The sequence below is a fragment of the Rhizobium sp. NFR07 genome (assembly GCF_900111905.1).
In the GTDB taxonomy this organism is placed as follows: Bacteria; Pseudomonadota; Alphaproteobacteria; order Rhizobiales; family Rhizobiaceae; genus Neorhizobium.
On sequence record NZ_FOKM01000001.1, the window covers coordinates 33,480 to 48,774 of the forward strand.

General features: G+C 60.1%; 15 protein-coding genes. 5 read left to right on the forward strand and 10 right to left on the reverse strand.

The features are described 5' to 3' along the window. Positions 1-3: 3 nt before the first annotated feature. Positions 4-696, reverse strand: a complete 693-nt coding sequence (locus tag BM216_RS00155; RefSeq protein WP_244530050.1) for an SDR family NAD(P)-dependent oxidoreductase — start codon at positions 694-696, stop codon at positions 4-6. Here BM216_RS00155 and BM216_RS34535 point away from each other — a divergent pair. Genes BM216_RS34535 through BM216_RS00165 form a run of 3 tightly spaced genes read left to right on the forward strand, consistent with a single transcriptional unit; the run spans position 628 to position 2,903 of the window. Further along, positions 628-828: a hypothetical protein gene (locus tag BM216_RS34535; RefSeq protein ID WP_244530066.1), complete on the forward strand. Its 201-nt coding sequence runs from the start codon at positions 628-630 to the stop codon at positions 826-828. The genes BM216_RS00155 and BM216_RS34535 overlap by 69 nt on opposite strands. A gap of 54 nt (positions 829-882) precedes the next feature. Then, positions 883-2,097, forward strand: coding sequence for an FAD-dependent oxidoreductase (locus BM216_RS00160; protein ID WP_092993137.1), 1,215 nt, complete (start codon positions 883-885; stop codon positions 2,095-2,097). Positions 2,098-2,144: 47 nt separating this feature from the next. After that, positions 2,145-2,903, forward strand: a complete 759-nt coding sequence (locus tag BM216_RS00165) for an isochorismatase family protein (protein ID WP_092993140.1) — start codon at positions 2,145-2,147, stop codon at positions 2,901-2,903. A 49-nt stretch (positions 2,904-2,952) separates the two neighbouring features. On the opposite strand, the gene BM216_RS00170 is transcribed toward BM216_RS00165, so the two are convergent. From BM216_RS00170 to BM216_RS00185, 4 genes are all read right to left on the reverse strand, one after another. Then, positions 2,953-3,888, reverse strand: coding sequence for a pirin family protein (locus tag BM216_RS00170; protein WP_092993144.1), 936 nt, complete (start codon positions 3,886-3,888; stop codon positions 2,953-2,955). Positions 3,889-4,029: 141 nt separating this feature from the next. After that, positions 4,030-4,932, reverse strand: a complete 903-nt coding sequence (locus BM216_RS00175; protein ID WP_092993146.1) for a LysR family transcriptional regulator — start codon at positions 4,930-4,932, stop codon at positions 4,030-4,032. A gap of 40 nt (positions 4,933-4,972) precedes the next feature. Continuing rightward, positions 4,973-6,004: an LLM class flavin-dependent oxidoreductase gene (locus BM216_RS00180; protein WP_092993149.1), complete on the reverse strand. Its 1,032-nt coding sequence runs from the start codon at positions 6,002-6,004 to the stop codon at positions 4,973-4,975. A 182-nt stretch (positions 6,005-6,186) separates the two neighbouring features. Then, on the reverse strand, positions 6,187-6,849 hold the full coding sequence (locus BM216_RS00185; RefSeq protein WP_092993152.1) for an isochorismatase family protein: 663 nt from the start codon (positions 6,847-6,849) through the stop codon (positions 6,187-6,189). Between the two features lie 155 nt (positions 6,850-7,004). Here BM216_RS00185 and BM216_RS00190 point away from each other — a divergent pair, with 155 nt between their 5' ends. Next, positions 7,005-7,889: a LysR family transcriptional regulator gene (locus BM216_RS00190; protein WP_092993155.1), complete on the forward strand. Its 885-nt coding sequence runs from the start codon at positions 7,005-7,007 to the stop codon at positions 7,887-7,889. A gap of 203 nt (positions 7,890-8,092) precedes the next feature. Here BM216_RS00190 and BM216_RS00195 read toward each other — a convergent pair whose 3' ends face one another. From BM216_RS00195 to BM216_RS00215, 5 genes are all read right to left on the reverse strand, one after another. Further along, positions 8,093-8,905 (reverse strand): class I SAM-dependent methyltransferase, encoded by an 813-nt coding sequence (locus BM216_RS00195; RefSeq protein WP_244530015.1) that lies wholly within the window; start codon positions 8,903-8,905, stop codon positions 8,093-8,095. Between the two features lie 363 nt (positions 8,906-9,268). Next, positions 9,269-10,225, reverse strand: coding sequence for a quinone oxidoreductase family protein (locus tag BM216_RS00200; protein ID WP_092993158.1), 957 nt, complete (start codon positions 10,223-10,225; stop codon positions 9,269-9,271). Positions 10,226-10,318: 93 nt separating this feature from the next. Next, complete coding sequence (locus BM216_RS00205) at positions 10,319-11,317, reverse strand: homoserine dehydrogenase (RefSeq protein WP_092993161.1); 999 nt, start codon at positions 11,315-11,317, stop codon at positions 10,319-10,321. A 69-nt stretch (positions 11,318-11,386) separates the two neighbouring features. Beyond that, complete coding sequence (locus tag BM216_RS00210; protein WP_092993164.1) at positions 11,387-13,150, reverse strand: monovalent cation:proton antiporter-2 (CPA2) family protein; 1,764 nt, start codon at positions 13,148-13,150, stop codon at positions 11,387-11,389. 283 nt (positions 13,151-13,433) lie between these two features. Next, the gene (locus BM216_RS00215; protein ID WP_092993167.1) at positions 13,434-14,174 is read right to left on the reverse strand and encodes an SDR family NAD(P)-dependent oxidoreductase; all 741 of its coding nucleotides are present in this window, start codon (positions 14,172-14,174) and stop codon (positions 13,434-13,436) included. A 183-nt stretch (positions 14,175-14,357) separates the two neighbouring features. Between BM216_RS00215 and BM216_RS00220 the strand changes: the two genes are divergently transcribed. Continuing rightward, the gene (locus BM216_RS00220) at positions 14,358-15,239 is read left to right on the forward strand and encodes an AraC family transcriptional regulator (RefSeq protein WP_092993170.1); all 882 of its coding nucleotides are present in this window, start codon (positions 14,358-14,360) and stop codon (positions 15,237-15,239) included. Positions 15,240-15,295: the final 56 nt, after the last annotated feature.

The window sequence follows — 15,295 nt, forward strand, 5'->3', positions numbered from 1 at the left end:
GTATCACACCATCAAAAGTCCGCCATTCACATGCAGGGTCTGGCCCGTGATGTAGGCGGATTGCCGGGAGAGAAGAAAAAGGATCGGCCCGACGATGTCTTCTGCTTCGGCAAGCCGTGCGAGGGGGACCGTTTTCAGATAGGCTTCGACATCCATCCGAGTTGTGCTCCTATCGTCACCGCCGCGACCGGTGCCGCCGTGCAGGAAGGCCGTATCAACGGCGGATGGCGCGACGGCATTGGCTCGTACGACAGGGGCATTTTCCTGAGCAAGCAGTCGCGTCAAGGCAAGTATGCCGGCCTTCGACACCGAATAGGGACCATATCCCGGCGTCGGTTTGAGGGCGAGCCCCGAGGATGTGTTGACGATCGCGGGATCATGCCCTCGCTTCAATAGTGGAAGGGCGGAGCGAGTGATGTAGAAGGCGGAGTTGAGATTGCCGTCCGTCACTTCATGCCAAAGATCGTCCGACGTCTCGCTGACCAACTGCCGTTCCCGCGAAAAGCCGACCAGATTGACCAGTCCGTCGATCGCTGTGAAGCGCTCTTCAATCTCCGCAAAGACCTTCTCAACCCCGGCAGCATCGCGCGCGTCCACCGAAAACGCGTGTGCTCCGCTCGGAACACCGTGACGTTCGATAGACGCTGGCAGATCCAGCAAGATGACAAGGGCGCCTTTTGCGATGAGAGCGCCCACGACCGCGCGGCCGATACCGCCGCAGCCTCCAGCCACTACAATGCGGCGTGCTTGAAAATCATCCGCCACGTTTCAGTTCCCGCTTTTATCGCGACCTCTTGCTTTATGGATCGCATTGAGTTGTTTTATTGATAAAACAACATTGCCGTTCGTCAAGTCTGGACCGCGGCATCCGGAACGGAAACTATGGCTGAGACTGCGAAGTTTGATTGCGAAGTGATTGTTTGCGGCGGCGGGCCTGTCGGGCTCTGCCTGTCTCTGTTGCTGAGCCGGGCAGGCCTGACCACGATCGTTCTGGAAAAAGAGATGGCAATCGAGAAGGATCTGCGCGCCTCGACCTTCCATCCTCCGACACTCGACATGCTGGAGGAACTGGAGATCACCGCAAAACTCCTCGGCCAGGGACTGATATGCCCCGAGTGGCAGATCCGGCTGCACCCCGATGGAGAACGCGCCGTATTCGACCTGTCCGTGCTGGACAGCGACACACGCTATCCGTTCCGCCTGCAATGCGAGCAATGGAAGCTCTCCGTTGCCCTCAAGGAGGCTCTTTGCGAGGACGGAAAGGCCGATATCCGCTTCGGCACTGAAGTCACCGGCTTCGAGCAGGATGAGGCAGGTGTTCTCGTCAAACTGCGTTCCCATACCGGCGAGGAAAGCCAGCTGCGGACGCGGTTCCTTATCGGCGCCGACGGTTCACGCAGCATCGTGCGCAAGATGCTGGACATAGATTTCAATGGGCTGACTTATCCGGAAACGACGCTGCTGGTGACCACCCACTTCCCATTCGAGGACAATCTCGAGGGCATTTCCAACGTCTCCTACTGCTGGAAAGACGGTGGCAATTTTTCTCTTCTGAAAGTGCCTGGAAGGTGGCGTGTTTCGATCTATCCCAGGGAAGATCTGTCGGTAGAGGATCAGCTGACGGCCGATGCGGTGGAGGCGAGCCTGCAACAGATCGTGCCGAAAAGCGGCGCCTATGACGTGATCGAAAAGCGCCCCTATCGCGTCCATCAGAGGATAGTGGATAACTATGTGCATCAGCGCGTTATTCTGGTCGGAGATGCGGCACATCTGAACTCTCCGTCTGGAGGCATGGGCCTCAATGGTGGCATTCACGACGCGTTCGAACTCAGCGCTGCACTTTCCGACATTCTCAAACATGCCGCCGGCCTCGACCGACTTTCCCTTTACGACCGCCGCCGACGACCTGTCGCCCGCGACCAGATTCTTGCTCAGGCCGATGCCAACCGGGCGAGAATGCGGGAGAAGAGTCCTGAGAAGCGCCGTGAGATCCTTGCTGGCCTCCAGAAGATCACCGCCGACCGGAAGGCCCTTCACGCCCACCTGCTAAAAAGCTCGATGATCGAGGGGCTGAGAATGTCCGCCGCGATCGACTGACGGCGCGTGCCGCCCCCGTTCGCCTTCGTACAGAAAGATGTCTCCTGATGCACAAGATCGATATTCCCGAGTCCGTGATCGATAGCGTGATCGCAAGACGTGGCACGGCCCATCCTTTTGCCGACTTCGATCCCAAGACGACGGCGCTGGTGGTGATCGACATGCAGAACGGCTTCATGGTGCCGGGTGTCGCCCATGCGCTCTGCGAAATGGCCCCGACGATCGTACCGGCTATCAACCAGCTCGCCCAAGCGCTTCGCAAGGCGGGCGGGAAGGTGTTCTGGATCCAGAACACCCATGACGAAAGCTGCTTCACTTCATGGTCCGTGCTCTACGACTACATGAAGCCCGAGAGCGGCAGAAAGCGCATCGAAGCCATGACCGAGGGCTCTCCTGGCCATGCGCTCTGGCCCGAGCTCGATGTCCAGCCGGAAGACCAGCGGGTTCTGAAATTCCGCTATTCCGCCTTTATCCAAGGATCATCAGACCTTCCAGGCCTTCTGCGGTCGCAGGGCTACGATACGGTGCTGATCGCCGGCACTGTGACCAACACCTGCTGCGAAAGCTCGGCGCGCGACGCCATGATGCTGAATTTCAAAACGATCATGGTATCCGACGCAAACGCCGCGCACAGCGATGCCGATCACAACGCTGCGCTTATCGCGTTCTACCGGCTGTTTGGCGACGTGATGAGCAGCCGGGAGATTATCGATATATGCAGAAGGGAAAGCCATAGCGGCGCTTCGGTTTACGCAGGACCGGACGCCAAGCAAACTGGTACGCGCGAACATTTCCCCAAGCCATGACGAATGTAAAATGCTGCACGCCGGCACTCTGCCAACCTCCGTGCGCCTGTTAATCCGGCAAGGGAATGTGCTCGTCGCGATCGTCGGCCGGCAGATCGAAACGTCCTTCGCCCCACTTTTGCGCTCGCCATTCGGCCTTGGCTTCCTCGATGCGCTCCCTGGATGAGGCAACGAAGTTCCACCAGATGTAGCGCGGACCGGAAAGGGTTGCGCCGCCGAGTATCATCAGTCGCGCGCCTTGTTGTCCGGCTGCGACCGTAATCCTGTCACCGGGACGGAAAACCATCATCTGGGACGCTTCGAACTCCCGCCCCGCGACAGAGATCGTGCCTTCGACAATGTAGATGCCCCTGTCCTCGTGATTGTCCGGCATCGGCAGGCGAGCGCCTGCCTCAAGCGTGACATCGGCATAAAATGTCTCCGACAACATGGTCGCGGGAGCGACCTTGCCATAGGCGTTGCCAAGAATGAGTCGAACCGTCACCCCGTGGTCCTCGATCACCGGCAAGGTCTCCTTGCCGTGATGTTCGAACGTCGGCGCCATATCCTCGTGGCGTTCCGGCAATGCCAACCAGGTCTGTATCCCGAACAGGCTGTTCGGCCCGGTACGCGCCGCTGCGGATGTCCTCTCCGAATGAGAAACCCCACGGCCTGCGACCATCCAGTTCAATGCACCGGGACGGATGATCTGGTCAGCCCCGGTGCTGTCGCGATGGTGAAAATCACCGCGATAGAGATAGGTAACGGTGCCAAGACCGATATGCGGGTGCGGTCGGACATCGATGCCCTGGCCGGTCAAGAGCTCGGCCGGGCCGGCTTGGTCGAAGAAGATGAATGGTCCGACCATCTGCCGCTTGGGCGCCGGCAATGCACGCCGAACCTCGAAGCCACCAAGGTCACGGGCTCGGGGGACGATAAGGGTCTCGATCGCGTCGATGCCTACCTCGTCAGGGCAGCCTGGTTCGATTGCGGGGTTCCAACTCATGCGCGTTCACCTCTCCTCGCCATTTGGCGACCTCGGACCTGCCGGGGTGCAGAGTCCCTCACATACCCAAGTGACTAACGGTTAAGTACCGTCGCGAATAGCTACGCCGCGCGGTGAGCTGTGTCGCAAAAAGCGGAACGCTCAGCCAAAGGTATCAGTTCGCAGACCTTGCAGATACGGGCTTCCGTCGAATGCTTCGATCAGGAACTCGGAGAGAATGCGGACTTTTCTCGCCGGATGCGGACTGGGCGGTCGCACGACATAGACGCCGCCGACCGGCAAGGGATATCGTGTCATGATCGGCACAAGCGCGCCCGACTCGAGATATTCGTGGGTAACGCAATCGGGGAGCCATGCGATACCAAGCCCGGCGGCGGCCGCGCTGGCGAGCGCGGCACCATTATCGGAGCTGAAGCGACCCTGCGGCTGCACGGTGACGATCTTTTCGCCATCCATGAAACGCCATGTTTCGGCCCCCACCAAGGCGTGGTGCCCCACGATTTCATCCGGCTTTTCGGGTGAGCCATGCGTTCTGATGTAATCAGGGCTCGCCACGAGCTTGCCGTAGATCTGACCGACGCGCCTCGCAATCAGGTTGGAGTCACGCAGGGTGCCGACCCGGATTGCGCAGTCGAAGCCGTCCGAAATCAGATCGACGAACCGATCGCTATAGTCGGCGTGGATCTGAAACTGCGGATGCTGGCGTGCCATTTCCGCAAGCACGGGCGCAAAGTGCACTGGGCCCGACGTCAGCGGAACAGCCACCCGCAGGCGCCCGCGAAGGTCACCGGAGGGCAGTATCGTTTCTCGCGCGATGTCGATCTCGGCACAGGCTCTTGCTGCATATTCCCGAAACGTAAGGCCGGCCTCGGTGAGGCCGGCGCCCCGCGTCGTTCGCGCAAGAAGTTGGATACCAAGTTCGCCTTCGAGCCGGATGAGGCGCCGACTGACCATCGACTTGGAGATCCCCAATCGGCGCGCGGCAGGGGAAACGCCCCCGGCATCGGCAACTTCGACAAATGTCCGCAGATCCTCGATGTCCATTTTGCGCTCTCCGCTTGGCGATACGGCCCGACACAAAAGCCTATCGCGCTGCCCTGACGATCGGCGCGACCTCGGTGCCGAGAAGTTCGATCGATCGCTTCATCGCCGCGGTGTCCAGAGACGCCGTGCTCATCTGGAAGGTGAAGCGCGAAACGCCGCCGAGTGTCTCGCTCGCCTGCAGCATCTTGGCCGCTACGGTTTGTGGAGCGCCAACCAGAAATGCACCTTCCGGACCTGCCATGGCTTCGAACTGCTGGCGCGACGGTGGCGACCAGCCGCGCTCGCGGCCGATCGTTGTTGTCAGATGCGCCCAACCGGGAAAAAATGCATCCCTGGCTTCTGTATCGGTCTCTCCGACGAAGCCCATGGCGTGGACGCCGACCTTGAGCGTTTCGGGGCGGTGCCCAGCGCGCTTGCCCGCTTCGTGATAGAGATCGACCAGCGGACGGAACCGCTCGAAGCTTCCGCCGATGATTGCGACCATCAGGGGAATGCCGAGCGCACCGGCACGCGCGAAGGATTGCGGTGTGCCGCCCACTCCGATCCATAGCGGCAGCTTTGGTTGGTGGGGACGCGGAAAAACACCTTGCCCGTCGAGCGCCGGACGGAAGCGGCCTTCCCAGGTAATATTGGTCGTCTCACCAAGCTGAAGAAACAGGTCGAGCTTTTCCGCAAACAGGTCGTCATAGTCGCGTGTATCGAGGCCGAACAGCGGATAGGCCTCAACGAACGAACCGCGGCCGACCACAACCTCGGCCCGGCCTTTGGAAATCAGGTCCAGGGTTGCGAATTCCTGGAAAACCCGTACCGGGTCCGCAGCGCTCAGAACAGTCACGGCACTCGTCAATCTGATCCGGCTGGTGCGCGCTGCCGCCGCGGCCAGAATGACGGTCGGAGCGGAATCGAGAAATTCGCCGCGATGATGCTCGCCGATGCCGAAAACATCGAGCCCGACGCGATCCGCGGCAACGACCTCCTCGATGAGTTCGGCCATGCGCTCGGTAGCCGACGGAAGCCTGCCCGTGGCGGGATCCGGGAGGATTGCTGCAAAACTGTCGATACCGATTTCCATCTTGAAGTCCTTAAATATGGTCGGCCCGCCCCCGCGACCGACACTGGAATTTCATCATTCTCACGAGCGCCGCCGGGTACTCACGACAGGTCGGGTCGCGATGAAAAGGGACGACGAGGTTCGGAGAACCGTCCGCATTCCTGGCGATGCGTCCGTCCGTCTCCCGCCATCCCTGCTGGTGCTTAGTGTCCGCCTGTGGTGGTGGTCGGCACCGGCGTGTTGAGCAACTGCTGCTCCCACAGGAAGGCGATGCCGCTGCCGGCCATATGATCCTTGAGGAGCTCGACGAATGCGGGGCCGGTCTCGGTTCGCGCATGATCGCGCTGCCATTCGGATGCCAGAGCCAGCCACGTCATCATGTTGCAGCCTGCGGCGATCATGCGCTGGATCGCCACCTGATGAGCCTCGACAGACACGCCGCCGCAGGCGTCGGTTATGACCGTGACATCCCAACCTTCGCCGGCAGCCTGGATCGCCGGCATGGCGACGCAGATCTCAGTATACAGACCTGCAATGATCAGCTGCTTGCGGCCCGTCGCCTTGACAGCATCAACGACCTTCTGATCTTGCCAGGTATTGATGAGCGTCCGGTCGATCACTTCCTGGTCCGGAAAGACATTGGTGATCTGCGGGAAGATGAAGCCGCCCCGATCGGCGATTACGCTGGTAATGATGGTCGGAACATTGAAGGCCTTTGCGGCCTTCGTCAGAGCCGTCGCGTTGTTGACCACCATATGCGGGTCATGGCTGTTCAGGTTCGTAAGCTGGAAAGCCTGGTGGTCAATCAGAACGAGTACCGAATCTTCGGGGCGAAGGAGCGAAGCGAGGCCGTTACGAAAGGTCATCGATAAATCCTTTATTGTCTTTTCGTCAGAGTGATTGGTTTGCCAGGGGTATGAGCTGACAGCTGCGCTGCAGACACGCGGAGATTGTCATTCCACTTTATGATGCGGTAGTGCTCGATTGTGTTGAGCTGTGTCGCAAAACAAGGAACGCTAATTTGGACATCGAGGATCTGCGGACTTTTGTCGAAGTTGCCGATGCCGGAGGCGTTTCAGCTGCCGCGCTGCGGCTTGGCGTCTCGAAATCGATGGTCAGCCGGCGACTGGTCCGGCTTGAAGAAGAGCTTGGCGTCCAGCTCCTCGCCAGAACCACTCGAGGCGCCTCGCTCACAGAGGCTGGAATCACGTTCCGGGACTATGCAGCCAGAATCAGCTCCGAGATTGATGTTGCCAGAGAGGCGGTCCTGCCCGCGGGCGAACTGCGCGGACGATTGCGGATTGCAGCGCCGCTGTCCTTCGGCCCGACACACCTGGCGCCGGTGATAGCTGAAATGGCCCGGCGCCATCCACTGCTGCAAATCCAGACATGCTACAGCGACCAGGTCGTCGATCTGATCACGGAAGGCTATGACTGCGCCATACGATTTGGTTATCTTCAGGATTCCAATCTGATCGCGAGGCGCGTCGGCCCGCTTTTCGGCAAGCTGGTTGCGAGCCCCGACTACGTTGAAAAACACGGCTCCCCTGAGAGGCCGGAGGATCTCGTTGCCCATCAGGCGCTTATGCAGGGAACGGAGGCATGGCAGTTTCTGGATGGCGAGAAAATCGTCACCGTCAATCCACGGGGGCGTTTCAAGGCGGACAACGCGGTTGCGCTCGTCGCGGCAGCCGTTGCTGGTCTCGGGATCGCCCTTCTGCCGGATGGGATCACCGCCCAGTATGTTGCCTCAGGTGCGCTTTTGCCCCTTATGCCACGCCATCCACCGCCTCCTGCAGGGATCTACGTCGTGCGCCCACCCGCTCAATATCCCGCCAGAAAGGTGCGTCTCCTGACTGAAATCCTGATTGAGTGTTTCGACCACGGTACAACCTTTGAAAGGTAGCGCGCTCGACGGGTGTTGCGCGTTGGATGGGCGTCTTGCGAAGGTCGGGCATCCGCCAGCAGCGCCGATATTAACCCGCAGCTATCGCAAACATCGACAATAGCTGAGCTCAAAACATAACGCGCGCTGTCTCCAGCGCGCGTGAATATCACGGAAATCAACTCGAAGGAATTTGACAGGTGGAACGCAGACAGAGCTGCTTTCTATCGTTTCGTTCCGACCGCCAGCACCACGGTCGAGGGCAGGACAACCCGGTCTCCTATCATCTTCCCATCGATCACCTTCAGGATTGCCTCATCGACACGCTGCCGTTGATCATCATCGAGCGCGGCGTAAACTCCCATATAGCCATGCAGTTCGCCAAGATCGTCCAGATAGGGCTGGCCAGACGGTCCCTCCCATACGGCTTCGATCTCTTCGACCTCGACCGAGGACAGGCCAGCTTCCGACATTTCCCTGACCAGTCTTTCGGGTTCGGCAAGTGCAAGGAACCCCTCCGGAGGGGCAGGTGGGCGCATGTCCGGAAAGACGGACCGCAGCGCTTCCGCCATGACAAGAAACGGTCCGCCGCCCGGCGGCCTGCGCCATGTCGCCACGCAGGCCTTGCCGCCGCTTCTGGTTACACGCACCTGTTCCGCAAGTCCTCGCCGCCAGTCGGGAAAGATGCTGACCCCGAACAGCGAAAACGTGGCATCGAAGCCGCCGTCTTCCAGGACGAGCTGCTGTCCATCCATCAGTCTTGCTTCACTCGATGGGAAAGGCGCGAGCCGCTTGGCCAGAAGATTGATCATGCCCGGTGCGTGGTCGATCGCGAGAACCGAGGCGCCGCGAAGCGCTGCCGGCACGCTCAGCGCTCCGGCGCCCGCCGCAATATCGAGGACACGTGCGCCCCATTGAACACCTCCAACGCGGTCAAGAGCGGCAGCTGCGACCTGGCCGGTATTCCGGTTCGCCGTCATCTCATAAACACGGGCAAATTCGTCCGTCATATGCGGGTGAGCGACAGACGGCTGCACCTGAGGAATCCAGGTCGCTTGGTTGCTGTTCTCGCTTTGCGAAGTCGTTGAATTCTGCATATAAAAATTCCTTCATCTCAATAATTGGGTCATTCAATCAATGGTTCGGCGCTCCGGCTGGCGTCGAATTAAACGAAGTACGCCCCGCCAAAATGGATGGCATGACCTTCAATGGCGTCCGCGGAGCAAACGAGCCCACTGGACGCCGGCGGGAAATGTTGAGGACATGCCCGCACCTAGCTGGGATGAAACACGATTCCAAAAACAGGGATAAGCAATCCTCCCGCGCGCCAGTGAACGCAACTTATTGGAGAAATTTGGACGGAGCGCCAATTAACTGCCGCTTGACCGCTCTCACTCCAGTCAGGTCACCATGGCGACACGGCCCAAGGGTTTGGCTGTTTCTGCATGTTCGTGCGCCAATGATGCATCCTGCAATGAAAAGATCCGGTCTATAACGATCTCGATGCGTTTTTCGGCTGCGACCTTCAAAAGGTCATCCACCGTTCTGCGCACGGCCGGCCTCTCGAACAGAGATCCCATGAATACGCCATGCAGGGTCTGATTGCTCTGCATCGGCTGCCAAAGGTCGACATTCAGGCCGCCGCCGCCGGCGTTACCGACAAAGACGACACGGCCTTCGGGAGCAAGTGCCGAAAGCGATGCCTGTAGGGTCGAGCCAACAGGATCGATCGCAAGGTTTGCTCCCTCGCCGCCAGTCAGCCGCAGCACTTCCTCGATGACATCCTTCTCACGCCGGTCTATGACATGGGATGCGCCAAGGTCGACAAGACGTGCCAGTCGTTCGCGGCCACTGGCCACAGCAATGACGGTCGCTCCGATATCGCGCGCCAGCTGGATAGCTGCCAGTCCGACGCCACCTGCGGCAGCCTGGATCAGGACCGTCTCGGCTTCACGCAGGCCGCCTTTGGTTATCACGCAATGATAGGCTGTTCCGAAAGAAATCGGCAATGCGGCAGCCTGAGCCATTTCCAGGCCATCGGGAACCAGCCATGTCCGCGAAGCCGGAACGGACCAGAGCTCCGCATGAGACCCATGCATGTCGAATGCTGTGACCTTATCGCCAACTTTTCTGTCCCGGACATTCTCGCCGACCGACACCACCGTACCCGCCCCTGCATAGCCGACGATCCAGCGAGATTGCTGCGGGGTGGATCGACGATTGATCAAGTCACCGCCTTCGATCGAAATCGCCTCGACGGCAATCAGGACATCGTCCGGTCCACAACTCGGGTCGGGCACATCGACATATCTGAGGACTGTCGGAGGACCGGGACTGTCATAGACTGCAGCTTTCATATGCTTCCTTCGCTATAAGAAGAAACTTGCCCTGCCTGATAATTAGTGGCCATACGCCCACCGAACAGGAAGACGCGCCCATATCATCATCATTCAGGCGCCCCTTTTCGTCAGGATATGTTCGAGATCCTTCAGCGCTGCGGCTGCGGTGGCAAGCGGCTCTTTGCCGGATCCGATCGCAATCGTCTCGCCCATCGCATCGGTCGTGATGCGGATCGCCTTGTCCTTTCCGCGTATGTTCGCGAAGGGGTCGGCAAGCGGATATGTCTTTATACCCACCTGCGCGCGAAAGGCGCCATTGACGTTTGTAAGGCTCCCGACCAGCTTCGGAACGAAGCCCTCATTCCGCCATGCCTCGACACGCTCCCGGGTAATGGACTGGATGCCCTCGACGATCAGATCATCCATCGTCAGGTTGGCGCCGAGACCGAAATTGGCGAGGATCAGCAGCTTGCAGGCGGTATCCCAGCCTTCCGTATCGTTGCGCGGATCAGCCTCGGCAAAACCGCCTTCCTGTGCTTCACGCAACGCCGCCTCGAAACCGATCCCACGCGTCGTCATGGCATCGAGCAGGTAATTGGTGGTAGCGTTCAGAATGCCTTCGATCTTGAGCACTTCGCAGCCCTTGAGGCTATGCTCGACGAGATCGATCGTCGGCAATGCGGCGGCGGCCGCACCGCTGAGTTTCAGCATCGCACCTGAGGCTCGGGCAAGCTCGCGCAGCTGCCTTCCGCTGTGAACCAGCGCGCCTTTCGATATGACGATCGTGTCACGTCCGGCCGACAGCGCGGCACGGAGATAGGCAAGCCCCGGTTCACCGCTGCGGAAATTACTCGGTCCCGCTTCGATCAGGATATCGGCGCCGCTTTCCTCTATGAAGGCAACGCCCGACAGTCCGTCTTCAAGATTGCTCAGTTGCTCTTCCTCAAGGCCATTCGCATCCGCCAGGCCGGATCGGGATCCGCAGACCGCCACCAGACGGGCATCTGCATCATAAACCTGACGATACCGCTCCCGTCGCGAGAGAAGCAGACCGGCTGTGGCGCGTCCAACGCCGCCGAAACCTGCAATGGCAATCTTATATGTTTTCATCTTCCGGACCTTCTGCTTTCGGACGCCTCAAGCACCTGCATACCGATATGACGAAGCATCTGCTGCCGACTATCTCGAAGCCGCCGGTCCGCTAAGCGGCTCGGGAACCGGGCGAATGTGCAGGTGGGCCTTGCCAGACATGGCATCTCCCTGAACCTGCTCGGATAGCCGCTCATTGTCCCTCTGGCGAACGTCTTCGGCGGCTTCCTCCACATCCATTTCAGCGTAACCCAATGCCCGCAGGCCCTCCGCTCCCATAAGATAGGCGGATTCGACCGTCTCGCGGATCTGGTAGTCCACGCCGGCGCGGATCAGGTCCACCGCATGGCCGCGATCATAGCTTCGCACAAGTATCTTCGCCTGAGGGAATTCATGCTGCACCAACTCAACGATCTGCATGGCGGCTTTCGGGTCGTTGATACAGATCATCAGCGCTTCGGCGGAGCCCGCACCGGAGTGGCGCAGCGTGTCGAGCCGCGTACCGTCCCCGAAAAAGACCTTGAACCCAAACCGGCCCGCCTCACGAATGCGGTCCGGATTCATATCGATGACGGAGAGACCGACGCCTTTGGACAGAAGCAGCTGTGAGGCGATCTGGCCAAAGCGACCGAAACCGATGATGAGGACCCGGCCGGCCAGGTCCCTGGCCACCTCAACGCCATCCATCGACGCCTCGCCGCGCAGCAACCGCTCCGCCGCGATCATGAGCAGCGGCGTCAGGGCCATGGAAAAGATCACGACGGTCGTGAACAGTGCATTTTCGCGCGCATCGATCACGCCGCCGGTCGTCGCTGCGGCATACAGCACGAAGGCAAATTCACCGCCCTGCAGGAACATCGAGGTACGATGCAACGCGTCGTGACCGGAGGTGCCGAACAGGCGCGCGACGGCATAGACCACCGCCCCCTTCGCGATGGTGAACGCGGCAAGCATGAACAATAGAAGCCACCATTCAGCGGCAACGACGGAAAGGTCGAGCGACATGCCGACAGCCATGAAGAACAGGCCCATCAGCAGGCCGCGAAACGGCTCTATGTCGCTTTCGATCTGGTGGCGGTAGCTGGAACTCGACAGCATTACCCCTGCCAGGAACGCGCCCATTGCCATGGAAAGACCGGCGCCGGCCATCAGCAAGGCCGCTCCAAGAACTACCAGCAGCGCGCCCGCTGTCATTACCTCGCGCGTCCTTGCGCGCGCCAACAGCGAAAATAGCGGATTTAGGCCCCATCTGGACACGCCGAGAAGAACCAGCAACGCGCCAAGCGCCAGCAACACATCCATCCAGCCCGACTGCCCCTGCGAAAGAGGCGACAGGAAGGCGACCACCGCCAGAAGCGGCACGATCATCAGGTCCTCGAAGAGGAGAATGGAGACCGATTTTTGGCCTTCGGCACCAGAAATCTCGCCGCGATCCTGCAGGACAGACATGATGACGGCCGTCGAGGAGAGGACGAAGCCTGCTCCGGCAACAAAGGCCACGGGGCTAGGCAGGCCAAAGATCAGCATGCCCGCCAAGGTCAGGGCCGCCGTGGCTGCAGCTACCTGTACGAGACCCAATCCGAAGATCTGGCCGCGCATGGCCCAGAGCTTGTACGGGCGCAATTCCAGTCCGATCACGAACAGGAACATCACCACCCCCAGTTCCGAGAAATGCAGAATGGACGACGCATCGGTGAACATGCCCAGTACCGACGGACCGACGAGCACGCCGGCAGCGAAATAGCCGAGAACCGAACCGAGGCCGAGCCGCCGGAACAAGGGCACCGCAACCACGGCCGCCCCCATCAGGACGATCGCAGGCCCGATTGTCTCCCCCAAGCTTGCTTCAGCCATGCGTTCTCCCTTCCAATCAAATATGCGTAAGTGGCCGGGCGCCGACCGATATAGCCTTTACCCACCAATCAGCTTCTCGACCGTGCTTGGTATCGTCGCAGATTCAGCCTGAATAGTCTCCATATTCGCAAAACTCCGTCGCAGAAGGTGGAACGCCCCCTTGGCTGCATCGCGACACTCTCCCAACAATCGGCATCATAATGACAGGAGTTAAGATGACCGACCTCACCACCAGGGACGCGGTCACCCGACCTCCGTCGGGCGACCACCGACCGCCGCGCTCTTAGGAAAGCGCACCGCCATCCACCGTGACGACCGTCCCGGTAATCTGCCGGGCGGCAGGCGTTGCGAGAAAGGCGACCGCGGCTGCGACATCGCCCGGCTGATTGAAGCGACCAAGGGGGATGAGGCTACGCTGGTAATCCCCAAACTCTCCGGTCTCGGGATTCGAGTCGGTATTCGTCGATCCCGGCTGCACGAGATTGACCGTTATGTCCCGAGCACCCAGTTCGCGAGCAAGGCCGCGGTTGAATGCCTGAAGCGCGCCCTTCGTCATGTAGTAGACCGTGCCGGGTACGCCGACGATACGGTCAGCACCCGCAGAACCGATATTTATGATGCGACCGCCTTGCTTGAGATGAGGGATCGCAGCCTTCGACGCAAGCACCGGCCCGCGCACGTTAACCGCAAGCAGCGCGTCGAGATCCTCGACAGTGAAATCGGCAATATTGTTATACCGCGCGATAGCGGCATTGTTGACGAGAATGTCGAGACCACCCAGCGTGCGAACGGCTTCGTCCACGGAGCGCTGTATGGCGTCCGGGTCGGCGCTGTCGGCCTGGATCGCGACGGCACGCCGTCCCTGTCCCTCGATTTCCCGAACAAGCTGTGCGGCGTTGTCCACCGATCGCTCGTACGTTATCGCGACATCCGCACCCTTCTCGGAGAGCGCGCGTGCGATTGCCGCGCCGATGCCCCGCGACCCACCGGTTACGAGAGCATTCTTCCCAGCCAGTTCCTGCATAATTCGAACCCTTTCTATCCCGTATCGCCCGCTGCACAGGCTCGAAGCTCATTGCTCCTGGTCCCCGCGATCACGGCTGTTTTCCTTCGTCGAGCGTGTAGATAGGCAAAGGCGAGGAGGACGGCATTCCCGATTCTCCCATAGGCTTGCCTGATTCTTCCAAATCGCTACATTCTCCAGCTAATGGCCGACCTTGTGAAACCAACCGCTCAACTGCTGGACGACGTCGCTCCCTTCGTGGTTCGTCATGGAGGGATTGTTGGTGTGCCGACTTCAATTCCCCGCCTGACGCTATGGACGAGCACACGCGCAACCTCACCCACGCCGGCCGTGTTCGAACCCATGTTCTACGCCGTTCTGCGGGGTACCAAGGTGTTGACAATGGGTGCCAATCGCTTCGAACTGATGGCGGGCGCGTGTGCGACATCGTCCTTCGGCCTGCCCTATATCCACCAGATGACCGGCGCGACGCCCGAGCTTCCTTACATCGGCATCAGTCTTCATCTTGATGTAGGCATGTTGACGCGCGTCATGCTCGATATGCCCAAACAGGAGGATCGCTGGGCATGCGCGGTTGCGGCCAGTGACCTGAGCGGCCAGCTCGGCGACGCGTTCGCTCGTCTCGTCCGGCTCATCGGCACGCCCGGCGACGTCGGCATGCTCGCACCGCACTACGAGTTCGAACTCTACTATCGTCTGCTGCAGAGCTCGATGGGCGACACGCTCCGCCAGGTCGGCCAGCGTAACGATCGGTTTCAACAGCTCAAAACGGCGGCGGACTGGCTCGCCAGCAACCACAGCGAACCCGTTGTCATCCCCGACCTGGCGGCCTCTTCCGGCATGAGCGTCACGTCCTTTCACCGGCATTTCAAAGCCGTTACAGGATTTAGCCCCCTTGCCTTCCAGCGGCATATGCGTCTGCTGGAAGCTCGAAAGCTTCTTTCCGCCGGGAGCACCAATGTGTCGCGCGTGGCCTATGAGGTAGGCTATGCAAGCCCATCGCAATTCAGCCGGGAGTACAAGAGCATGTTTGGCAGCGCGCCGGTAGTCGACCTGCAACGTTGATTCCAGAGACGCTGGGCTTCAACGTTCGCCAAGCTACACCGGCCCAAAACCGCGTT